At 40.2% G+C, this 24,719-nt stretch carries 19 protein-coding genes; 10 read left to right on the forward strand and 9 right to left on the reverse strand.

What is annotated here, in order from left to right; all coding sequences use genetic code 11:
* Positions 1–158 precede the first annotated feature (158 nt).
* From IPO27_03940 to IPO27_03970, 7 genes are all read left to right on the forward strand, one after another.
* Positions 159–515, forward strand: a complete 357-nt coding sequence (locus IPO27_03940) for a hypothetical protein (protein MBK8845747.1) — start codon at positions 159–161, stop codon at positions 513–515.
* A 6-nt stretch (positions 516–521) separates the two neighbouring features.
* Positions 522–1,724: a hypothetical protein gene (locus tag IPO27_03945; protein MBK8845748.1), complete on the forward strand. Its 1,203-nt coding sequence runs from the start codon at positions 522–524 to the stop codon at positions 1,722–1,724.
* A 21-nt stretch (positions 1,725–1,745) separates the two neighbouring features.
* The gene (locus IPO27_03950; GenBank protein MBK8845749.1) at positions 1,746–3,923 is read left to right on the forward strand and encodes a hypothetical protein; all 2,178 of its coding nucleotides are present in this window, start codon (positions 1,746–1,748) and stop codon (positions 3,921–3,923) included.
* A complete protein-coding gene (locus tag IPO27_03955) occupies positions 3,920–8,395 on the forward strand; it encodes a SprB repeat-containing protein (GenBank protein MBK8845750.1) in 4,476 nt (1,491 codons plus the stop codon). Before IPO27_03950 ends, IPO27_03955 begins: the two co-directional genes overlap by 4 nt.
* The gene (locus IPO27_03960) at positions 8,358–9,278 is read left to right on the forward strand and encodes a T9SS type A sorting domain-containing protein (GenBank protein ID MBK8845751.1); all 921 of its coding nucleotides are present in this window, start codon (positions 8,358–8,360) and stop codon (positions 9,276–9,278) included. Before IPO27_03955 ends, IPO27_03960 begins: the two co-directional genes overlap by 38 nt.
* 458 nt (positions 9,279–9,736) lie before the next feature.
* Positions 9,737–11,017 carry a T9SS type A sorting domain-containing protein gene (locus IPO27_03965; GenBank protein MBK8845752.1) on the forward strand — a complete coding sequence of 427 codons (1,281 nt, stop codon included), beginning with the start codon at positions 9,737–9,739 and terminating at the stop codon, positions 11,015–11,017.
* A gap of 147 nt (positions 11,018–11,164) precedes the next feature.
* Entirely contained in the window at positions 11,165–13,192 is a 2,028-nt protein-coding gene (locus IPO27_03970; GenBank protein ID MBK8845753.1) for a thioredoxin domain-containing protein, read from the forward strand.
* Here IPO27_03970 and ruvC read toward each other — a convergent pair.
* Entirely contained in the window at positions 13,179–13,745 is a 567-nt protein-coding gene (ruvC, locus tag IPO27_03975; GenBank protein ID MBK8845754.1) for a crossover junction endodeoxyribonuclease RuvC, read from the reverse strand. The two genes, IPO27_03970 and ruvC, sit on opposite strands and share 14 nt — an antisense overlap.
* Before the next feature lie 129 nt (positions 13,746–13,874).
* Here ruvC and IPO27_03980 point away from each other — a divergent pair, with 129 nt between their 5' ends.
* Positions 13,875–17,618 carry a GHKL domain-containing protein gene (locus IPO27_03980; protein ID MBK8845755.1) on the forward strand — a complete coding sequence of 1,248 codons (3,744 nt, stop codon included), beginning with the start codon at positions 13,875–13,877 and terminating at the stop codon, positions 17,616–17,618.
* Here the strand turns inward: IPO27_03980 and IPO27_03985 are convergent.
* From IPO27_03985 to IPO27_04010, 6 genes are all read right to left on the reverse strand, one after another.
* Positions 17,615–18,229 carry a hypothetical protein gene (locus IPO27_03985; GenBank protein MBK8845756.1) on the reverse strand — a complete coding sequence of 205 codons (615 nt, stop codon included), beginning with the start codon at positions 18,227–18,229 and terminating at the stop codon, positions 17,615–17,617. The genes IPO27_03980 and IPO27_03985 overlap by 4 nt on opposite strands.
* Before the next feature lie 32 nt (positions 18,230–18,261).
* Positions 18,262–19,101: a hypothetical protein gene (locus IPO27_03990; protein MBK8845757.1), complete on the reverse strand. Its 840-nt coding sequence runs from the start codon at positions 19,099–19,101 to the stop codon at positions 18,262–18,264.
* Positions 19,067–19,882, reverse strand: a complete 816-nt coding sequence (locus IPO27_03995) for a hypothetical protein (GenBank protein ID MBK8845758.1) — start codon at positions 19,880–19,882, stop codon at positions 19,067–19,069. Before IPO27_03995 ends, IPO27_03990 begins: the two co-directional genes overlap by 35 nt.
* Positions 19,883–19,886: 4 nt before the next feature.
* On the reverse strand, positions 19,887–20,273 hold the full coding sequence (locus IPO27_04000; protein MBK8845759.1) for a membrane protein insertion efficiency factor YidD: 387 nt from the start codon (positions 20,271–20,273) through the stop codon (positions 19,887–19,889).
* Complete coding sequence (locus IPO27_04005; protein MBK8845760.1) at positions 20,239–20,919, reverse strand: hypothetical protein; 681 nt, start codon at positions 20,917–20,919, stop codon at positions 20,239–20,241. Before IPO27_04005 ends, IPO27_04000 begins: the two co-directional genes overlap by 35 nt.
* Before the next feature lie 135 nt (positions 20,920–21,054).
* Positions 21,055–21,489: a hypothetical protein gene (locus IPO27_04010; GenBank protein MBK8845761.1), complete on the reverse strand. Its 435-nt coding sequence runs from the start codon at positions 21,487–21,489 to the stop codon at positions 21,055–21,057.
* Between the two features lie 214 nt (positions 21,490–21,703).
* Between IPO27_04010 and meaB the strand changes: the two genes are divergently transcribed.
* Positions 21,704–22,570 (forward strand): methylmalonyl Co-A mutase-associated GTPase MeaB, encoded by an 867-nt coding sequence (meaB, locus tag IPO27_04015; GenBank protein MBK8845762.1) that lies wholly within the window; start codon positions 21,704–21,706, stop codon positions 22,568–22,570.
* Positions 22,571–22,717: 147 nt separating this feature from the next.
* On the opposite strand, the gene IPO27_04020 is transcribed toward meaB, so the two are convergent.
* Both IPO27_04020 and IPO27_04025 read right to left on the reverse strand, forming a co-directional pair.
* Positions 22,718–22,900: a hypothetical protein gene (locus IPO27_04020; GenBank protein MBK8845763.1), complete on the reverse strand. Its 183-nt coding sequence runs from the start codon at positions 22,898–22,900 to the stop codon at positions 22,718–22,720.
* Positions 22,901–23,090: 190 nt separating this feature from the next.
* Positions 23,091–24,257: a T9SS type A sorting domain-containing protein gene (locus IPO27_04025; protein MBK8845764.1), complete on the reverse strand. Its 1,167-nt coding sequence runs from the start codon at positions 24,255–24,257 to the stop codon at positions 23,091–23,093.
* 60 nt (positions 24,258–24,317) lie between these two features.
* Here IPO27_04025 and IPO27_04030 point away from each other — a divergent pair, with 60 nt between their 5' ends.
* A complete protein-coding gene (locus IPO27_04030; protein MBK8845765.1) occupies positions 24,318–24,680 on the forward strand; it encodes a DUF4258 domain-containing protein in 363 nt (120 codons plus the stop codon).
* Positions 24,681–24,719: the final 39 nt, after the last annotated feature.

Consider the following 24,719-nt stretch of genomic DNA (forward strand, 5'->3'; position numbering starts at 1 on the left):
TTAAATTTTTTTAAGAATTTTTTAGTTGTCGTACTCCTTTATACGCATTTCTAAAGTAACTGTTTATCTTGATTTATCAGGTGTTCTATGCCTATTGAGTTTAACAAAGCAAGTAGTGATTATAAGAAATAATTAATAATATTTTAAATATAATAAAAATGACTAAAACAAACAATTTCAAAATGGCCGGGCTAGGTAAGCGCTGGCTTATGACGTGTATGCTCCTGGCTTGCTGCGCCTGGGGGGCTTTTGGGCAAAATGTAACCGTATCCGGGGCATCTGTAGGAAACGGAACGTATGCTACTTTGCAAGCAGCTTTTGCAGCTATCAATGTTGCGGGCAACAATGGATCTCCTGCTATTGATGTATTGGTTCACGCCAATACAACAGAAACTGGAACTGCGGTGCTTGACAATTTTACATGGTCATCAGTAACAGTGCGTTGTACATCTGCAGTTACAATTCAAGGCTCAATTACTGGTGCTATTGTCAAATTAAATGGAACGACAATGTAACCATTGATGGGCGCATTTTCAGGCTCAGGCAGAAACATGACTATACAAAACAATAGTGCTTTGGGCTCAACAGCAGCTATTTGGTTGGCAAGTGTAACTGCAACAAACGGATATACCAATAATACCATTCGAAATCTGGAAATTGCGTGCGGTGCAGATCAATCAACCTCTACAAATTCAACCTTTGGTATTGCAATGTGCGGAACCACTATTAGCACAATTGCTAATGGAACTAATAACGATAACAACACATTTACCGCAAATAGAATTATCAAATGCCGTTTTGGTATTATGACACGTGGTACTACCACAGACAACAATTTCAATATTACGGTTTCGAATAATATCATAGGTCCAACAGCTTTTGGAAGCGACCAGATTGGCAAGGACGGTATATTTATGCAAGCCGATTCTTTATCATTTTGTACAGGTAATTTAGTTCAATTTGTTGGAGTAACTGAGCCTCAAGCAGCAGGTGGTACCGACAGAGCTGGTATTGCAATCGGAACAGATGCATGGTCTAGTACTTCAACAACAACCATTACTTCGGGAGGATATAGGGTAACCAATAATTTGGTGCATGATATTGTTGAAGAAAATACATTTTCGGCTGTTGGAATAAACGTTGGAACTACACGTTCAGGTGGCATAACTGGTAACTTAATAGCAAATAATTGCATATATAATGTAAGATCGAATGGTACTTCTGGAGATGCAGGAGCTGGGATAGGACACACTGGTGGTAGAGGAGATATTATTGTCTTTAATTCTATTCGTTTAACAGGCGATGTGGACCCTGGGTTAGCCACAAGTGCCAGTACAAATCCAATTCATATAGGAATTTCAAAACATTCAAGTGCAGTAACAGACACTGCCCATACAATAAAGAATAACATCATTTATATGGACTTATATAGCAACACAAATACATTGTTGTTCGCATGTATCCAAGCACCCGCAGCTCATACCTGGGGTACAGGTGGATTAAATAATAATGATTACTTTTTCCCTATTGCTAACACACAAGGTCGCACAGGAGGCACAGGTACAGGCACCCCTACATTTTTAACTTTAGCCAACTGGCAGACCGCCTATGTACCCGCTCAAGATGGGGCATCCATCCAAGTTGACCTAATTTTGTTTCTCCAACCGATTTACACATATAAATGTAGGCACCACAGCAGTAAATGCTTTAGCAGTCTCCTATAGCAGGAGTAACAACAGATGTAGATGGTGATATTCGTAACGTCACTACACCTGATATTGGTTGTGATGAATATACACCTTTGGTATGCTCAACAGCAACAGGAGGTACTATTGTTCCCGCAACAGCTAACCACATGTGTAGGAAAAACGTATAATATGTCAACCACGGGTAGCGAAGTTGGAGCAGGTGTAACATATCAATGGCAAGTTTCTACAACGTCAGGTGGTCCTTACTCAAATGTTGTTGGTGGCACAGGAGCAACAACTACATCCTATACTACAGATCCTCTGGTTGCAGGGGTATATTATTATGTACTTCAAGTTACATGCGCTAATTGTGGTCCATGTTCTAATCTTTCTTCTCAGCTTACGCTTACGGTAAATGCAAATCCAACAGTAACCGTATCTCCAACATCGGGCACGTTTTGTAGCCCTGGTGGTACGCCAGTTACGTTAACCGCAGGAGGAGCAAACACGTATGCCTGGATCCCAACCTTAGGTTTAACACCTACTTCTGGTAGCCCAGTTTCTGCTAACCCATCTGCTAATACAACCTATACGGTAACAGGTACTGATGGTAATGGCTGTACCGGTACTGCTACAGCTTCAATAGCAGTAAATAATAATGCCATTATAACAAACGTTAGTGCCAATCCTGCAAATGTATGTTCAGGCAGCAATTCACAGTTAACTACATGTGCGCTTATTCCTACTGCGGTAAACGGCTATACCTATGGCACCGGGACAGGTACACTTGACCCAATGACAGGTGCTGCTACAGTTGTAAGTTCGCTTACTGATGATGCCCCAATGAATACTTCAAATGGTGGCAATACAACAGCAGGTGCTTCATTGGCGCTTCCTTTTGCATTTAACTTCAATGGTACCAGCTACACACATTATTCAGCTTCACCTGATGGTTGGATGGTTTTTAGTAATTCAGCCGGTGCTGCCACAAGTCAGTTTATAAATGACATTACAAGCACAACTAATACTCCTAAAATATATCCCTATTGGGATGATGTTGCTACAGGCACTACAGGAAATGTTACAGTAGTAACAACGGGAACTGCGCCAAACCGCATATTTATAGTTCAGTGGTTTGTTACAATACCGAGAAATACTTCTGGTCCTGCCAACTCTACTTTCCAAGCGTGGATACACGAGTGTGGTGGTGCCATTCAATTTGTATATGGAGCTATGAATGCAGCCGCAATGAGCGCATCGGTAGGTATGACAGGAAATGCTACAAATTTTCAAAGTGTGACTATCAGCCCCAACTCTGTAAGCATTGTAACAGCAAACAACAGTAATGCAGGACAACCAGCTAATGGTGATATGTATTCCTTTACTCCTGCTACTCCAACTTATAGCTGGTCACCTGCTACCTTTTTATCATCAACAAGTGTAGCAAGTCCCTTGGCTGTAGGTGTTAATGCAACTACAACCTATACTGTTACCGTTACAGGAGCAGGCGGCTGCACTGCAACCAGCACTGTAACTATTAATACATCAACATTAGTTTGCAACGCACCTACAGCTGCCCCCGCTTGCGCAGGTTCTAACTTTACCGTAACAGCTTCGCATACCGGTGGTGGTGCTCCATATACGTATTTATGGAGCAATAGTCAAACCAATGCAATCATGACAGACAACCAAGCAGCAGGTACATATACCTATACGGTTACAGTTACTGATGCTTGCGGCTCAATATGCACATCAGGTATTACTGTAACGGTAAATGCTCCTCCTACGGTTACAGCTAGTCCATCATCAGGGCTAATATGTAATCCAGGTGGTACCGCAGTTTCAATAACAGCAAATAATGCTGTAACCTATACGTGGGCACCCGCTTCAGGATTATCTGCAACTACAGGTGCAACTGTTTCTGCAAACCCTACAGCCAGCACAACCTATACCGTTACTGGTACAGATGCAAATGGATGTACAGGCACTGCAACAGTAGTAATTACGGTTGCAACTACTCCAGTTATAGCAAGCATTTCAGCAACACCTTCAATCATATGCTCTGGTGGCAGTTCAACATTAAATGTTACGCATCCGGCTATAAATTATTGCCAACCAACATATAGTTCTGGTACCGCTTTTGGAGATTCAATTACCTTGGTTAACATCTTGACCACAACACTAAATAATGTAACAGGTGGGGCTCCATCACCATTTTATACGCTATTCCTATGAGTGGTAGCACTACTGCCACCCTTAACGCTGGCACGACTTATAATATGAATGTTAGAGGAGGTTCTTTTATCACATGTTTGATTGGTGCATGGTTAGATTATAACAATAACGGAACTTTTGAAGTATCTGAATTTCTTGGGGTAAGCCCCAATTGTGGTTCTGCTTTAACGGTTGCATTCCCAGCCTTTACGATTCCATCAGGTGCAGTTAATGGCAAAATGAGATTACGCCTGCGCTCAAGCGATACGTCTCCCGGTCCGTCAAGTGGGCATTCATGTGGAGCTACCAATAGCGGATTTGGTGAAACCGAAGATTATGATGTAACTATTACAGGTGGTGTAGATCAATATACTTACTTATGGAGCAATTCGGCAACCACACAATCAACTAGCGTAACCCCTGGTTCAACAACAACATATACAGTAACAGTAACAGGCGCTGGTGGTTGTACAGCAACAAGCAGCGTAACGGTAACTGTTAATCCATTGCCAACACCTGTAATTTCAGGTAGTAATCCGCTCTGCGCTGGCGGCTCTGTAACGTTAGATGCAGGTGCATACACAAGTTACCTTTGGAGCACAAGTGCAACTACTCAAACTATTTCAGTTAACACAGCCGGCACATTTACGGTAACTGTAACTGATGCTAACGGTTGCACAGGAACTGCATCATACACCGTAACTCATCCTCCAGTATTAACAGCAACATGCAGTGGAACAAATGTTTCATGCAATGGAGGAACAAACGGAAGTGCAACTGCAACAGCTGGTGGTGGTACATCACCTTATTCATATTTATGGAGCAATTCAGCAACAAATGCAACGGCCATGAATTTATCAGCAGGCACCTATACAGTAACCGTAACAGATGCCAATGGTTGTACAGCAACATGCTCATACACTGTAACACAGCCAGTTGTGTTAACAGCTACGTGCAGTGGAGCTAATGTATCATGCAATGGAGGTAGTAATGGAAGTGCATCAGTATCTGCAGCAGGTGGTACTTCTCCATATTCTTATGCATGGACTGGTGGCAGCACAGATGCAAGTATAACAGGGTTAGCAGTAGGTACCTATACCGTAACCGTAACTGATGCCAACGGTTGTATAGCAACATGTTCTTATACAGTAACAGAGCCAGCAGTGTTAACAGCTATGTGCAGTGGTACCAATGTTTCATGTAACGGTGGTAGTAATGGCAGCGCATCAGTTACAGCAGGTGGAGGCACATCACCATACTCATATTTATGGACCAATTCAGCAACAACTGCAACAGCAATGAATTTATCAGCAGGTACATATACAGTAACTGTTACAGATGCAAACGGATGTATAGCTACATGTTCATATACCGTGACTGAACCTACAGCACTAACGTTATCGACTTCTCATCAGAATGTTAATTGCTTTGGAGGCAGTAATGGTTCACTAACGGCAACTGCAGGAGGTGGTACACCGGTTTATTCTTATTTATGGAATACTGGTGCTGCAACTTCAACTGTTACAGGTCTTGCACTAGGTACTTATACGGTTACAGTTACTGATGCTAATGGTTGTACAATTACTGGCACAGCCCAGGTTGGATCACCTCCACAGCTTATCGGTACAATAACAGGAACTATAAATGTTACTTGCAACGGTGCCAGTACTGGTTCAGCAACTCTTACTGCATCAGGCGGACATTTACCTTATAATACTTATATGTGGTCTAACGGACAAACAACAGCTACAGCTACTGGACTAGCAGCCGGAACATATACAGCAACAGTTACTGATCATAATGGCTGTACAGCATCAGCTTCGGTAACAATTACGCAGCCGGCATCTTTAGCCGCTACATGCAGCGGAACAAATGTAACATGTAACGGTTTTAGTGACGGTAGCGCATCAGTAGTTGCAGCAGGAGGTACATCACCTTATAGTTACGCATGGAGCAATGGAGCAACGATGGCAACTGCAGCAGGATTAGCAACTGGTACCTATACAGTAACGGTAACAGACAATTGTGGTGCTACGGCTTCTTGCTCATTCACAGTTACAGGCCCACCGGCATTATCTGTAGCATGCAGTGGAACAAATGTTTTGTGTAACGGTGGCAGCACCGGTAGTGCATCAGTAACAGCAGCAGACGGTATAGCACCATATACATACGCATGGAGCAACGGATCAACAAATGCAAGCATAACAGGATTAGCTGCCGGTACGTATACTGTTGCAGTAAATGACGCTTGTGGTGCAATAGCAACATGTTCATATACCGTAACAGAGCCAGCAGCGTTAACAGCCTCATGCAGTGGAACAAATGTTCTGTGTAATGGAGGTAGCACTGGCAGCGCAACGGTAACAGCGGCAAATGGTACTTCTCCTTACACGTATGTATGGAGCAATTCAGCAACAGATGCAAGTGCAACCGGATTGTCGGCAGGAACATATACGGTAACCGTAACAGATGCAAACGGATGTATAGCAACATGTTCATATACCGTAACAGAGCCAACTTTATTGACTGCAACTTGCAGTGGCACTAATGTATTATGCAACGGAGGTAGTGATGGAAGCGCAACAATAGCAGAATCGGGTGGTACATCACCTTATACTTACGCATGGAGCAATGGAGCAACTATGGCAAATGCTACAGGATTAGCAGCCGGTACCTATACAGCAACGGTAACAGATGCCAATGGTTGTATGGCAACATGTTCATACACAGTAACTGAGCCAGTTGCAATAACTGCCACATGCAGCGGAACAAATACAGCATGTAACGGTGGTAGTGACGGTAGCGCATCAGTAGTTGCAGCGAATGGCACATCACCATACACATATTCTTGGAGTAATGGTGCATCAGCTGCAAGCGCAACTGGTCTTGCAGCAGGAACCTATACGGTAATGGTAACAGACGCCAATGGTTGTACAGCAACATGTTCATACACCGTAACTCAGCCAGCTGCATTATCTGCTACATGCAGTGGAACAAATGTTTTATGTAACGGTGGTAGTACCGGTAGTGCATCAGTAACAGCAGCAGATGGTACATCACCATATACATACGCATGGAGCAATGGATCAACAGATGCAAGCATAACAGGATTATCTGCCGGTACGTATACTGCTACAGTAACTGACGGTTGTGGTGCAATAGCAACATGTTCATATACCGTAACAGAGCCAGCAGCGTTAACAGCCTCATGCAGTGGAACAAATGTTCTGTGTAATGGAGGTAGCACTGGCAGCGCAACGGTAACAGCGGCAAATGGTACTTCTCCTTACACGTATGTATGGAGCAATTCAGCAACAGATGCAAGTGCAACCGGATTGTCAGCAGGAACATATACCGCAACAGTAACAGATGCAAACGGATGTATAGCAACTTGTTCATACACCGTAACTGAGCCAGCCATATTAGCAGCTACATGCAGCGGTGTTAATGTATCATGTAACGGAGGTAGCGATGGAAGTGCATCGATCGCGGAAACAGGCGGCACATCACCTTATACTTACGCATGGAGCAATGGAGCAACTGGGGCAAATGCTACAGGATTAGCAGCCGGTACCTATACAGCAACAGTAACAGATGCCAATGGTTGTACAGCAACATGTTCATACACGGTAACTGAGCCAGCAGCATTACCAGCTAATTGCAGTGGTACTAATGTATCATGCAACGGTGGTAGTGACGGTAGTGCATCAGTATCAGCAACAGGTGGCACAGCACCATACACATATTCTTGGAGTAATGGTGCAACAGTTGCAAGCATAACAGGTTTGGCAGCAGGTACCTATATGGCAACTGTAACAGATGCCAATGGTTGTAATGCCACTTGTGAATATATAGTAACACAACCAATGGTATTGGTTGCAACGTGCAGTGGAGTTAATGTAAGCTGCAATGGTGCTAATGATGGTACTGCAAGTGTAGTAGCTACAGGCGGTACAATGGCCTATACATACTTATGGAGTAATGGTAGTACCGATGCTAACATAACAGGACTATTGCCGGGCACTTATGCAGCAACCGTAACGGATGCCAATGGATGTACAGCTACGTGTGAATATACCGTAACCGAGCCGGCAGTATTAACCGTTTCGTTGACACCTACCAATGTTACTTGCCTTGGAGGAAGCGATGGTAGCATAGCTGCCAACCCAGCGGGAGGCACCATGGCGTATAGTTATATGTGGAGCAATGGACAGACTACAGCAACAGCCACTGGCCTTATAAGCGGAACATATACCGTAACGGTAACTGATGCCAATGGATGTACTGCCACGGCTTCAGCTACCATCACACATACCCTTGCAATACCGGCAATGCCGGGTGCTATAACAGGCCCAACGTTGGTATGTCGCAACACTACACAATCGTATAGCATAGCTGCTGTACCCGGTGCATCAACCTATACCTGGACGGCCCCTGCCGGAGCAACAGTTACCGGTGGTCAGGGGAACAACCAATGCAACCATCTTCTATAGCAATTCAGCGGTTACAGGCAATGTAACGGTAACAGCGGGCAATGTGTGTGGCACCAGCGGCCCACGTAGCGTATTGGTAACCGTTGTACCAAACAAACCTGCCATGCCAACCGTAACCGGTTTGCAAAATGGAGTGTGCGGACGTAAGAACCTGGTGTACACATGTTCGGTTGTAGCAGGAGCTACATCTTATACATGGACCGTTCCTACAGGAGCAACACTAGCGAGCGGACAGGGAACCAACAGCATACTAGTACACTTTGGCAATACATTTACCGGTAGCGGATTTATTACCGTAACTGCAAATAATATTTGTGGAAGCAGCAACGTACGTTCATACTTTGTAGGTGGCAAGCTGCCAACTCCTGTAATTTCAGGATTAAACTGGGCATGTCCTGACTCTATAAGAACATATACCGTTGCTCCAATAACCGGAGCCACCAGCTATACATGGACTGTTGTTCCGGGTAGCACATTATTAAGTGGTCAGGGAACAACGTCTATTACCGTTAAATGGGGTATAATAAATGGAATAATCAAAGTGAAGGCTAATTCAGTATCGGTATGTTCAGGAAGTAACACGGCTCAAAAGCCGGTGTCGTTTACCTGTATCCGTGAGGGCAACGAGCTGTTTGGTTCTTTAGGAGTATATCCAAATCCAACTGATAACTTTACTATAGTAGACTTCGATGCATTTGAAACTAGCGAGGGTACATTGCAGGTATATAACATGTTGGGTTCATTGGTTTACGATAAAGCAATAAGTGTAGCCGAAGGACGTAACCGCTTAGAACTTAATGTACAGAACTTTGCACCGGGTGCATACATCATTAAGGTTTCGAGCAAGGGAACTACTAAGAATGCACGCTTGATTGTTGAATAAATAGTTAGATCAATTTTATAGAAAAGGGTGCTTTTTAAGCACCCTTTTCTGTTTTAGTTACTAACCGTAGTTAACAGGGCATCGTATAATTTTTAGGATTTGAAGTCAGTATTTATTAAAGGCTTTGGCTCAATAGTATTTGATGTTTCAACGCTCAATATAGCACTTGGTGCTAGCGGGAGGAGATTACAGGTTACAAAAGTCTTGTTATGAACAGGTGTGATTATTTGATTAGTATCAAATCAGATGGGATAACAGCAGCCGTTAATTGCATATTGTAAGAGATGCCGCCTGTGAGTTGTTTATAGACAATCTTTTTTTCGTGACCAGCTCTTTCAATAGATACAAACGGAAGTGTTTTTTTAGGACACAGCTACTCCCATTACAATAGGGACTTACTAAAAGAATAAACATTTGTTTAAGTTTGCACGTATAAGAAGATAAAATACTATAATATCATGAAAAACAAAATTTTTACTTTATCAGTTATCGTAATGATGGCAGTATGCATTGCAAATGCACAAACATGGACTCAAATGAACAGCGGTAGCGGTAGTGATTTAAAGGGCATATATTTCCCTAGTTCTAATGTTGGCTATGCAGTTGGCACCTTGGGCACTATTTTAAAAACCACAAATAGTGGTACTACCTGGCAAAGTACCACCAGCAATTATCAGGGCTATTGGTTTTGGGATGTACATTTTTTGAATGCCGATACTGGTTTTGTTGTTGGCGAAAGCGACCCGGGTTTTAATCCCAATGGCGCAGGCATCATTTTAAGAACTACAAATGGTGGTGCTACATGGAATGCAATGGTGATGAACGCGCCAAATCCATTTCGCGACCTTTTTGTTTTAGATGCAAATACTATGTTTGCTTGTGGTGGTGCCGAGGGAATAAACACAGCGTTATTGAAATCGACAAATGGTGGTACAACATGGAATAGTTTGGGCCTCACCTTTGTTGATGCTACAATGGGCGGTATGTATTTTATAGATAATAATGTTGGTTTTGTAGGCATGTACGAATCGGTGTTTGGTACTGCAAATCCAACTTCTTCTACATGGTTCACGACTACCAACGGAGGTGCAATGTTTACACCATTTGTTATTCCCAACAGTATTTCGTACTGGAATTTTGCAACTGACTTTGGTGATGCAACTACCGGTTATTCTACACGTTCTACTTATTCAGGAATTGATTTGGTTTATATAAAAAAAACAACCGATGGTGGTAATACATGGACAGAAACTACTATCCCGAATTTTATAGGCAGTATTTATGGGCTCGATTTTATTGCTGCCGATACCGGCTATATTGTAGGTGCACAAGGAGTGATTAAAAAAACTTCTGATGCAGGTGCTACATGGATAACAGAAACATCGGGCACCTTCAACGAATTGCGCTCAGTTTATTTTCCGAACAGTGCTCTTGGTTTTGCAGCCGGGGCAAATGGTACAATTTTGAAATGGACTGCTTCTTCCATTGGTATAAACGAAAACAATAGTTCTGCATCAAGCAACGTATATCCAAATCCCAATACAGGAAAATTTACTTTAAACAATTTTGAGGGCAACAGCATAGTTGAAATAGTTAACGCAAAGGGTCAAATTGTATTAAGCGAACAAGTGGTGTTAAGTAATCATATGTTAGATATCTCAGATTTTGCAGCCGGAGTATATTCCATTGTGGTTAGAAGTAGAAATAAAGTTGAGCGTATAAAAGTTGTAAAGGAATAATAGCGCTCATAGAGACTAAGATTGCACGCTTGATTGTTGAATAATTGGTTTCGATTTATTTTATAGAAAAGGATGCTTTTAAGCACCCTTTTCTGTTTTAGTTACTATTCTTGTATTTTATTAATGCTAACAAACGGAATTAATCAGATGATGAATAAGCTAAAAAATTGTACAAGTCCATATTTGCTGCAGCATGCCAATAATCCTGTGCATTGGTTTCCTTGGGGCGATGAGGCTTTGGCAAAAGCCAAAGCTGAGAACAAATTAATTATAATCAGTATTGGCTACAGTGCCTGTCATTGGTGTCATGTCATGGAGCACGAGAGTTTTGAAGATGAGGCGGTAGCCGATATCATGAATGCACATTTTGTAAGTATCAAAATAGACAGAGAGGAACGTCCGGATATTGACATGCTCTACATGAGTGCGGTACAGATATTAACCGGCAGAGGAGGATGGCCGCTTAATGTAATTGCCTTACCGGATGGACGACCACTTTGGGGTGGCACCTATTTCCCGCAGAAACAATGGAAGGATGCCTTATTGCAACTATCGGAATATTATAAACGTGACGAAAAGCAGTGTTTACAGTATGCATCGGAATTAAGCTCGGCCGTTACCAAAATGAATGAATTGGTTCGCATTGACTATGATTCGGAATTGAGCCCCGAGGTGTTACATAAAAGCTATAGCGTTTGGGAGAGACAGTTTGATAATGTTTATGGTGGCCCTGATAAAGCACCTAAGTTTGCTCTTCCGTGCTCTTATAATTATTTATTGCAATACAGCCTGGCATTTGATAATAATGCCTGCCGAGAGCATGTGTTATTGACATTAAATAAAATGGCGGCCGGTGGAATTTATGATCACCTGGGAGGAGGATTTGCACGATATTCAACAGATATATTTTGGAAAGTTCCACATTTCGAAAAAATGCTTTATGATAATGCTCAACTTGTTTCGTTGTATTGCAAAGCATTTATGGTTACCAAAGAATTGCAACTGTTGCATGTGGCCGAGGATATAATTCGATTTGTTATGCGCGAATTAAGAGCTAATAAAGAGGGATATTTTGCTGCACTTGATGCCGACACCGAAGGTGCCGAAGGAAAATATTACGTGTGGCAGGAAGAAGAATTGAAAGAATTGTGTGGGGATAAGTATGACATGGTGCGCGAATATTATCAGGTAGGTGGGCTTGGTCATTGGGAACATGGAAATAATATTCTCATACCCGTAGCATCAATAAATGATTTTGCTGCACAGAAAAATGCTGATGCTGCAGCGTATAAAAGCATGATAAGTACTATAAATGAAAAGTTGCTTGCCAGGCGCGAAAGTAGAGTAAGACCAGGTCTTGATGATAAGCAGATATTGGCATGGAATGCCATGATGATAAGTGCCTTTGTAGATGCTTATATGGCATCGGGTAACTTAAGCTATTATCTGTTGGCAGAATCGGGTGCTGCATTTATTGAAAAAGAACTTGCACAAGGAGATGGCAGATACTACCATCAGTATACCAAAGGAGTTGCTGCTATTAATGCTTTTCATGATGATTATGCCTTTTATGCAAAGGCATGCCTTGACCTTTTTACTGCGCACTATAATTTTAGTTTTCTTGAAAAATGTGTTTCGCTAATTGAATATGGTATCGAACAGTTTTTTGATGTGGAAACCAATAGCTTTTATTTCACTCCGTTAAGTGAAAATATACTCTTTTCAAAAAAACCGGAAATGCAGGACAATGTTATTCCGGCATCTAATTCGGTGATGGCGCAAGTTATTTTTCAATGTGGATTAATAACAGGTAATGCGCAATGGATAGACTTGTCGAAGCGCATGTTATTGAATGTACAGCCTGAAATAGAAAAATGGGGCAGCGCTTATAGTAATTGGTGCTCCTTGCAACTGATGCTTACGCAACCATATTACGTGCTGGTTGTTTGTGGTGAGAATGCCAATGAAAAAGCTGAGTTACTAAGAAAGAGTACAACCTATAAGGCTATAGTTATAGCAGCAACCGAACAACATGATTTTCCATTTTTGGAAGACAAATTATTTGCGCCTGATGCATGGATATATCCCTGCACTAAGCAGGCATGCATGCATCCTGTGGCATCTGTTGATGAGGTCTTACTGCTATTGAAGCAGGATAATGCTAGCTCTTCTTAAGCTTTTCAGGATTGTTAACTAAAAAAGCTTTCCAGCCGGTATAGTTTTTTTTATTTTCTGATGAAAGGCTCTTTTGCAACGAATGGCATACAGCCACAGCTAAGGCATCGGTTGCATCCAGAAATTTAGGGGTTACATCAAAACCAATTGTTTGCTTTAACATGGCTGCAACTTGCTCTTTACTTGCGCTGCCTTTGCCGGTTACGGCTTGTTTTATTTTTCGGGGCGAATATTCCTGTACCGGAATTTCTTTATATAATGCTGCGGCAATAGCCACACCTTGTGCCCTGCCAAGCTTCAACATGGACTGTACATTCTTCCCATAAAATGGAGCTTCTATTGCCAACTCATCAGGGCAGTACTCTACGATAAGCGATGATACCCGATCGAATATTTTTTTTAGTTTAAGTGTTGCATCATCAACTTTGCTTAATTGAAGTACACCTGCTGCAATTAATTTTGTCTTGGATCCTTGCACTTCAATAATGCCATAACCCATTACTACTGTGCCGGGGTCTATACCCAAAATAATTTTTGCTGTGTTGCTTGTCATATCCCGCAAAGGTAATCTGCTTTTTTCTGGCCTTGCTTCAAACAAGGGAAACTATTCATTTTATTTTGCACAAAGATTGTTTTGGAAATAGCGGCCAATTGGGTTACTTTGCTTCTCACCGGTTTTTTTATGAAAATTAAATACTACCTTTTTCTTGTATTTGCTATTACGTGTTTTGTAGGTGCATTGATGATAGAATCAGGCTACCGCGAATCGAATAGTAATTACAAGGTACGTACCAAGCGATTTGAAGAAACCATTAACAAATATATTGACAACCTCGAGTCCTACTCCGATGTTATACTAAGTAACATTGGGCAAAATCCCCCCTCGCTTCAAATAGAAAAGTCTTTACCTAAGTCCGACTTGTATGGATTTAAAGAGGATGGCTTAAAGATTTTTATTTATAGGAACAACAAACTTATTTATTGGAATACAAATCAGATTAGCCTTCAGGCTCAGGAGATAGAAGCCGATAGGGAAATAGTTAATATTAAGAATGGCTGGTATTATATACGGCAGAAGGAATCAGGGGATCATAAATTGATATGTTTGATTCTTATTTATACTGATTATAAAATCGAAAACCAGTTTTTAATAAATAAGTATCAGCCGGCTTTTAAGAATTTAGTCAATGTGGTTATTTCCCGATCCCGAAGTGAATTAAACTCCTTTCCGGTATTTTACAAAGGAAATCGTTTTTTGTGTTCGATGGTTTATTTGGAAAACAAGGAAAGCATACCCTTGCTCATTCCGGTATTATACATTCTTGGTATACTGTTTATTTTACTCTATCTTAATAATTACCTGGTCAATATACAACAGTCGAAAAAATGGCTGGTTTACCTTTTGCTCTTACTGTTAGTGGCTGTGCGTGTTGCTATGTATGTATTTAAGGTGCCTGCCGGATTATACTCGCTGCCTATGTTTGAGCCAACGTTGTTTGCTTCCGGCTATAGCATGCGCTCACTTGGCGATTTTTTTCTTTCGTTGCTGGTGCTATTATTTATTATCAGCTATATCTACAAAGACATTATTTCTATAAGGCGTACCCGGATATTTTCGTCTGCCAATGCAACTACAGTAATTGTCTTAATTTCAGGTACGTTGTTATTGTGCCTGTACTCGGCTTTTATTCATTACTTAGAATTCAATCTGGTTTACAACAGTAAAATTTCGCTTACCGTAAGTAACCTATATCAGTTGTCGCAGTACAGCTACTTTGTAATGGGTATGATTGCTTTAATGATGCTGACCTTATTTTTATTGATAGATGCATTTATTAGTACAGTAGTAATTAAGGTGAAGCAAATGCAAACCATTTTGTTATGCGTTGGCGGTACGTTGGTGGCATTTTATTTTTTTGCAAATAATTTTCTGCCCCTCGATATATGGAAAAATTATTACGCAGGAAATTTTATTTGTTTGATAACATGTATCGTATTGTTGTATGCATTGCGCATGCAGCGTAAACGAAATATTTCGTTTGCAGCCGCACTGGTTTTCCTTACCATATTTGCTTTTAATACTGCAGTAATAGTTGATGTGTTTTATGATAAAAAAGAAAAGGAACAACGTGTGGTGCTTGCTGAAAAAATTGCTGAGCGAAAAGATCCCGTTGCTGAATATCTTTTTTCGGACATGGCAACACGAGTTTCGAACGATGCTTTGTTGGTATCCTATTTTGATCAATTGCTTGAAATAGAAAATCCAGACCGCAACCTGCTTTCGCAAAAAATAAGTAGTCGTATTATTCAACAATATTTTGACGATGGTTATTGGCAAAAGTATGACATTAAGTGTTTTGCTTTTGATATAAAAAACGAACCCATCGGCAATCTTGAAAATGGCACGCAGGCCGAGTTTGGCTATTTTAAAAATTTGATTGATAAAAGTAGTGATACCCAATTTCCGAATTTGTTTCATGTGTCAAACCTCATCACCCGAACAGGATACGTAGCCATATTTCAATTGTTTGACAAGGAAGATGAAAATGCCTTGCGTGGCACCGTGTACACGCAGATTTCCGAAAAAGCGGCCAATGCGCGGATTGGGTTTCCGCAATTGCTCGAAAAAGATGTTAAGTGGCAAGGCAAGCAACAACTAATAAAAAATTACTCGTGGGCTTTTTATAAAAAAGGTAAGTTGGTTGACATGAATGGTAGCTATGCTTTTAGTGACGATTTGATCGAGATAACCGGAAAAGCCCAGAGACCAGAAGAAAAATATTTTGAAACGCCTGGTAATTCTATTTTAGTTAAAAATCTTAGTAACCAAGAAACTTTGCTGGTGCACAAAGCGGTTAAGCCGAGGGTAATCTTATTTACCGAGAGCGCCTACTGGTTTTGTTTTTACTTAATCTTATTTGCTGTGTTGTGGACTATATACCGAGTACTGCAGGGCAAAATAGCCTTCGATATTAATTTTAAAGGAAGGGTTCAGCTTACCGTAGTAGCTATTGTGCTTTTGTCCATGGCACTTATTGGAGGGTTTACGGTTTATTTTATCAATTCTAATTACAAATCTTTTCAGCAGGTGCGTATTCTTGAAAAGATAAACTCTCTACGTATGGTGATTCAAAAAAACATGGGAAACGACTCTACCAATGCGTATGGCGATAACATGCTACAGCAACTTGCTTATATCAGCAATGCGTTTAATTGTGATTATACCATCTATGATCTTAGAGGCAATAAAATATTTTCGACCAAGCCAACCCTCTTTAGTATGAATATAGTAGGTAGTGTAATTAACCGGCAGGCATATAACCGTTTATATGTAAATAGTGCAACCTCATTTGTGCAGCCAGAAAAAATTGGCAAACTCGAATACATGAGCAGCTACACTACCTTGTTGGATGAAGAGAATAAACCATTGGCTTACCTTAATCTCCCCTTTATTACCGATCCGGAAGAACTTGCCAATCAGATTTCAGATTTTATAAGCTCGCTTATCAATATCTATGTTCCGTTGTTTATACTTTGTATTATACTAACCTTTATAAGTGCGAATCAATTAGTGCGTCCGCTTCAAACGTTGCAAAAGAGTATGTCTAAGCTTAGGCTTGGAAAAACAAGTGAGCCCATCCTTTGGAATAAGGAAGATGAAATAGGCGTATTAATAAATCAATACAATAAGATGGTTGAAGAGTTGGCACAAAGTGCCGACAGGCTGGCACGCAGCGAACGCGAAAGTGCATGGCGCGAAATGGCCAAACAGGTGGCGCATGAAATTAAAAATCCGCTAACGCCAATGAAATTAAGTGTTCAACATTTACAACGCGCCTGGCAAGATCAAAATCCGAATTTGAGTCAAATTATTCAAAGGCTATCAGTTTCGCTTATTGAACAAATTGATACACTCAGTGCTATTGCAACAGAGTTTTCAAGCTTTGCCAAAATGCCAACTGCACAATTTGCTGTTGTTAATCTTAATACAATTTTAAAAACTTCTACCGACCTCTTTGCTAAAGAAAGCAATGTAAGCATGGAATATACCGAGCCCGAAAATTCGCAGCTCATGGTGTTTGCAGATAAAGACCAGTTAATTCGGGTCTTTACTAATCTGCTAAAAAATGCAATACAAGCAATACCGGAAAACAGGCGTGGCGTAATAGAAGTAGCTGTTAGTAGTTCCAATAAGGACTACGTTGTTGCTGTTAAGGATAACGGAAGTGGTATTCCGGTTGAGAAACAATCAAAAATATTCGTGCCCTATTTTACAACCAAATCATTTGGTACCGGGCTGGGATTGGCCATGGTGAAAAATATTATACAAACTGCTAATGGCAATATTTGGTTCGAAACAGAAGAAAATGTTGGAACCATATTCTATGTGCAATTGCCTAAATTTAAAGAATACCTTGCTACCTAATTAAAGATAGGTAATTTTTTAAGGTATCGCTTATTGTCTGCAATTACTTCCAATAAATAAATCTGGTTGCTTAATGACGAAATATCAAAGGAAAACACATTGCCGGACACCGGCAATGAACGTATAACGTTACCGTTAGTACTCAATAAATTTGCAGTGCCATTTTTCACATTGGTTTTGTTAATGGCTATGATACAACTGTTATTTTGGTAGTCGAATAGGGCAATGATGTTTTCATCGGAGTAATTGTAATACCTTATCTTTATAATTTCTGAATAACCAAGGCCCCTTAAAAAAATCTGGTAGTAATTATCGCGGTTTAGTAGTGGTTTTTCATCGGTAAAGTCATAACTTACATTTTCGGTAACCGAACCGCATATACCTGATATTATCCCGACAGTTTCAAAATCAACACCATCCGGGCTTCTTAATATTTCTGTATCAAGGCATGTGTTTCCCATTACCAGGGTGAAGGTAAGATATACACCATCATTAGCTTGCCGTGCAGTGAATCCGGTAACCAGACTCTGGCTTTGCAAGGTGTAGCTTGCTGCAAGCGAACAAATAAAAATAGTAAGTAATTTTAACACGCTACCTGTTTTAATACTCAAAGGTACATAAGTAAACTGCAACAAGCGAATGTTTATTGTAAGGACTTTGCAAGAAAGTTGCGCATAATGGTGTTTTTTTCGAGTTGAAGTCTGTTAGCTGCAATGGCTCTGGCTTTTTCAGCATTACCATAGTAGTAGCGTTGAAGCCATGGGGCAACTGAAATGATAGCATCCACAACCCCGGCATTAATCCATACGTTATATCCCAGGTAGGTGAGCCCTGCAACAAGAAGTAATGCGTTAATCCCATTTTTTATATCACCAGAATAAAACTGCCCCATGCCGGGCAACAGAAGACTAAGCGTATATGCTTTGCCTGGTTTATAGCGCTTTGTTTTTTTATGAGTAATAGACATGAGTTGTGCAATCGTATCTTGATGCATGTGAACCATGTTGGCAAACTGATTTAGATAGGATTGCGATTTCTCGAAATCGTTCAGGTAGTAGTAAGCAACACCGGTGTATAACAGCTTCCTTTTTTCAATTGTTTCGTTGTTGTTTGAGTATATATCAAGAAGTGAAATTAATGCCGTGCTGTAATCATTCATCAGCATATAACTAAGCCCGGTACCAAAGAGTGATTCGGTGCGCACACTATCATCGGTTGTAAGTTGTGCTGCCATTTCAAAATGAGATGCTGCGTTGGCATAGTCTTGTTGCCTGAAGTAGGAATCGCCTGTAAATAGATGGCAAATAGCCGTGTGTTTATAGGTAGTGTCAAAATAAATAATGCGTTCACCAAGCTCTGTACAGTAGGAATAATTTCCTGCGGCATAAGCTTGCTGCATTAGCGCTTTTGTTTGTTCAATGTTTTGTGCATATACATGCACCGTTATACTAAAACACAGTATCAAGAACCGCATCCATTTCATCCCTGTACTTTTTGTTTATTAATTGATTTTTCTGTTTGGCTGCATGATAACTGCCGTAAATATTGCCTAAATAAAATCCCGTACCAAGGGATGCAAATATCCAGCCTCTTGGGCTCTCGATTCCGGAAATATGAAATGCCCGATAGGCTTGAAACGCAAATACTCCACAAAACACAAGCGAGAAAATACCATCCTTCCATTTGCCGGCATATATCTTTCCGGTGCCAGGTACTATGGAACTCAAGATTCCTGCAACAGCGGGGCTTTTAAACGATTCATTGCTTTGTTGCATCAGGAGGTTTTGTAGAACCGGCCGTGAATTTAGCGCGGTAGTTGTCGCATTGGCCTGATATAGTTTTTTTGCATTTTTCCAGTTGCCCGAATAAACATGTTGCAATATACGGGCGCTGATTTTTTCGTTTGTATCTAAAGGATAATAACTAATGGCTTCTTCTGATTTTTTCAGGTCTGCCTTTATCCAAAGTAGTTTGATATACTCTTTTCCATACATCAACGATTTGCTGCTGTCGTATAATTGGTCGAAGCGTTGCAGCCCTGTAACAGGATTATAATTCCGGTAGGATCGTAGCAATAATATTTTTGAGCTATCTGCTTGGGGATGCAAAAAAACAATGCGTTCAAACTCTTTAGCAGCTGCTTCATATTTGCGTGAATCAAACAGGTTGCGGGCATAAGCAAATGAGTTGCTGTAATTAAACAGATCCTGACTATAGCCGGTACAACATTGTAAAGAAAAAAGTACAAAAAGAAAAATTCGCATGCTGTTAAGGATGGTCAATGTAAAATTTGGTTTTATAATCGATTTTATAATTTTCAGGGCTGAAGGCATTGCAACGGCTCATTCGGTCAAACGTTAATAACATTCCTTTTATAGCGCCATATTTCCTAACAGACATTATTCCATACTCTGAGCAGGATGGTTTAAAAACGCATAGATTCATATCCTGTGACGAAATGAAATTTTTATAAAATTTAAATAAACCAGTAAACACTGTCTGCAGTTCGTTCTTGCTTTTATCTACCGCATATTTTTTTGCAACTTTTACATGCACATGAGGTGCGGCATTTTGTAAGGCTGCAATTTCAATTTCGGTTTGTGCTTTAGCCAAACCTGCACTACTTATTGCGAGTGCCAAAAAAATATATTTCATCTTCTCCGGGTTTATTAATTTCGATATTGCTATATTCATAGTACTGCAAAGTTTCGCCTTTTTTTGTATAAATATATTGTGTTACATGTTGAGGAAACCACACGCCTTTCACATAGGTATAGTCTTCGTAAAACTGTTTACTTGCCAACAAGTTGTCGGAGGCGTATACTATCATTCCATTTAACTTTTGTGCTTTTTTTGCTAATAAAATCTTGCTTATAAGAGTTTTCTTCTTGGGGTGATAAAGCGTCCAGGTGGAAATAACCAGGCTGTCTTCTTTTTCAACTTTTTCTAATGTGAAAGGAGAGTCGCGTAAGCCAAAGTCGGCTACATTATTTTTTAGTGCCATATTAAAAATTGAAAAATCTACCAGCACAAATGATTTGGTGGAGTTTACCAGTTTAGTTCCCTCGTAATATAATGTAGTTGTATCGCGCATCACGATGGTCTGCCTAGAAGGCATTCGCAACGAATATACCACCTGCTTGCTGTACATGTCAAAATAGACCTTGCCTTTGGTTAGGCTAATAGAGTCGTCTGCAGTCTTTTCCTTAATGGTAATATCTGCTTTTATACGGTAAGGAAGTTGGCCATAAACATTAGCCAAACAAAACAAAAGAAATAGTGCTGTAAAATAATACTTCATCCCAATTAATAATAAGGGTTGCAAATAACGCAATATTTTAATGCGTTACATTTGTATTCAATGAAAGTGCATTCTCAAGTCAAAAAAAAAGCCCGGTATCGACCGGGCTTTTATATAATTTTTGGAAAGAGTGGATTAAAATCCAGAAGCAAAAATAATCACAACTACTACGTAGTAAATAATTACTAAAGCTGTAGGAATCAAACAGCCCATAAACGCTTTCTTGGTTTCTTCTCTTTCACCACAAAGAAGATAAACTAAAAGAATACCTATCCATCCTAATACACATCCCCATACGAATGAAGGAATTCCAAGTGGAGGACAATCGCCACCTTTTGGAGCTGAAAGGGTGCTTCCTTCAGCATTGAATTTGCTGTCGCTAACAAGATTTTTATCTTGTACATCAGCATAAGACATGTTTGGGTTTGCATTTAAATAAGCATCCAGATTTTCGATTGAACTGAATTCTGATTTAACAGCATTTTGATCATGCTTAAAAAGATCTGCATTTCCGGCAAAAACGGCTACACTTATAAAAAGTGCTGAAACAAGAGACAAAATTTTTCTCATAATTAATTAATGTTTTAGTAGTTTAATTGATGCCAAATGAAATAATTAAAATTATAACCTGCAAGAGTTTTTTTTAAAAAAGCGAGTTGTTTTAACATCTTGATTTAGTTAAAAAGTATTCTATTTGAAAGATTACGCAGGTAATGCGGTTTGCAGCTTAATATTGTTTTCTTTTCAAAGGGGTATATGTGTACTTTAGCCCCCAACCGAAAAAATCGGAAGTGTGATTCAATATAAAGATCTTTCGCGCCAAATAACCATCATCGAGAATGAACTTGATGGCTATGAAGAAATATTATCGCAACTCAATACAAGTGTTGGAGCAAAAGTAATAGGTATAACCGGTCCGCCAGGAGCAGGAAAAAGTACACTGCTCAATGCCCTTATTTCGGAATTGTGTATTAAGCATAAGGTAGCCGTTATAGCGGTCGATCCATCCTCTCCGTTTTCGCATGGTGCGTTGCTTGGCGACCGACTGCGTATGATGCAACATCACAATAACAGCAATGTTTATATCAGGTCATTGGCTACACGTGGCGTGCTTGGTGGGCTATCGGCAAAAACCATGGAAGTTGCCGACCTATGTCGCAATGCCGGGTTCGATTATGTTTTTATTGAAACAGTAGGAGTAGGGCAATCAGAAATGGAAATTGTTTCGTTAGCAGATGTAACCGTGCTTGTATTAGTTCCGGAAAGCGGAGACGATATTCAGGCCATGAAGGCCGGAATAATGGAAGCAGCTGATATGTACGTTATAAATAAACATGATCGTGATGGTGCAGATAGGCTCTTTCTGCACCTTAGCAATTTATTGCAAATGCATCACAAGCCGGCAACTATTCTCAAAACTTCGGCAATAAATAACGAAGGTATACTGCAACTGTTAAGCATGATTGAAAAAGCCCTGGAAAATCCGAATGAAAACACCTTGTTAGATAAAGTTTACTTGCGGGTTATGCATTTACTGTATGGCCAATGTCGAAAAAAAATTAACTCTCTTGATTTTCGCCATCAACTTGAAGAGGAAATTAAAAGTGGAAATTTTAACATTCATAAGTTTGTTAAAAATATCAGGTTTTGAGCTATTCTATTTTGCACTCGGGATTCACTATTTCGGCCATTTCCCAACCTGCTACCCAACCTTGCGTATAATCAGCACATTCAAAAAAACCTTTATAGGCAGTGGGACTAAAATCACTTGGTTTAAAAGTGTCTTTTAAGCGATTGCTTATTTTACATCATTGATGTTGCTTATATCAAGTACCAATAAGTCGGGGCCATTATCTGCATACAGTTTATTGTTTTGAATCGAAATATCTTTGTTGGCAGGAATAGACAGAAACCAAATTTTTATAGGATTAGCCGTATCAGCCATGTCAATAATATGAACACCACGATTATTTTCAACCATAAAAGTAACGAATTGTACAATACGATTTTACCACTGTTCTCAATGGGTTGTGGTGCTATTTGTTTAAAATCGGCAAGAGCTGAATAAGGAGTGTAAATTGGTTTCATGCCTTCCACGTATTCATCCTGAGGCTTGCACGAAGTCACAACAACAATCATTGAAAAAATGATAATAAGCAGAGCAGAAATTTTCATCGGTTGATTAAAAATTTATACGATCGGGATATAGTTTGGTTGGATATAGAAATCAAATAAAGGCCGGTGGCATAGTCGGTTATCGATTGGTCAATCTGTCCTACGAATACTTGCTTGAACAGCACCCGACCCGTAAGGTCAGAAACTACCACATTGCAGGGCTGTTTGTTGTTACTCTTAACATGCCAGGTATTGCCTTCGGTAAAAAACTGAAAGGGGATATTTCCATTTGTTGAAATGCCTTGAGGATTGCTGCAAAGCGTGCATGACTTTTGAAAATTAATTTCGTTATCAGCAATTATTGTGCTGTCAAACCATGCCCCTGCCGTACAATTATTTTTAAGATAGAAATCAAGCCAGGGTAATAAGTAACGCTCCATTATAACATGTTGGGTGCTATCGCTAATGGTAGCTTGTGGCTGACAACTGCTTTGTCCCAGTTCACAAAAGAAATTACCGTTAGCCATTTTACAATGATCTCCCCCTTTTATTTCGACATACGTTTTACATGGGCTGGTTAATGCATTATACATCGGTATTTGATTGGTGGCAGGTGGAGTTACACAGTCATTTTCTCCTGAAATAATTAGGGTAGGTATACTTATACCTGCGCATGCACTAATTGCAGAGGGATTTGTTTCTGCAGGTGCTAAATTTGCAATAGCAGTAATACTTGGATTGAATGAGTAAGCCAACAGGCTGCTTCCACCTCCCATGCTATGGCCCATTGCTGCACTAGTTAAAGCAACGCGATTGTAAAAAATCGAATTTGGATTTAACGCTTCTGCCTGAAGCTGCGAAACAATAAATGCAATATCGTTGGCAAAAGTTGAATGGTTTGGCGACAAGCCGGTTTCGGTTTTTGGGAAAGCAATAATGTAACCTGAGGGAACAACATATTCCCATACATTAGCATACGCACTCCACGCCATCACAAAGCCATGTCCAAAAACAAGAACCGGAAAGGAATCTGCTACAGAGGTAGTAAGTGGTACGTTTGTGCCTTGCACATCTGCCGGGTAATATATTTCGGTTGGTATAGAACGGTTGTTTCTACTGCTATCGGTGTACGTTACCGTAACTTGACCTATGTTGAATTGCCCATGTGCTTGAAGGCCAATTATGCAAAAAACAATTGCTGCTATTAATTTATTATTTAGCATTGCGTATATATTATTTCTCAAAGGTAATAAACGGTCTCAAAATTAAAATATTAAATAACTATGTTAAAGCCGATTATATTCTTGCTTTTGCTTTGGAGTTTTGCAGGATGCATTCCGGCCGAAGTATCAAATGAAATTAAAGATGAAGGTTATCGTGAAACCGATATTGTGTTTACAAAGCACGCCAAATGCCGCATGAAATGCAGGTTTATAGACGAGGCCGAAGTGCGCGAAATAATTGCCAATGGTGATGTTAATATGGCCAAAAGTAATTCGAGGGATAGGCCGTGTCCCACTTTTGCTTTGGAAGGCATAACCAGCGATAAGCAACATGTGCGCATCGTAATTGCCGATTGCGATGGCCCGAATAAAGTTGTAACTGCCATTGACCTTGAAAATGACTATGCCTGCGATTGCAAATAATCAGCATAAAGAAACGCCCTGCAAGGCAGGGCGTAGTAT

Source organism: Bacteroidota bacterium (genome assembly GCA_016714535.1).
Taxonomy (GTDB): domain Bacteria; phylum Bacteroidota; class Bacteroidia; order AKYH767-A; family OLB10; genus JADKFV01.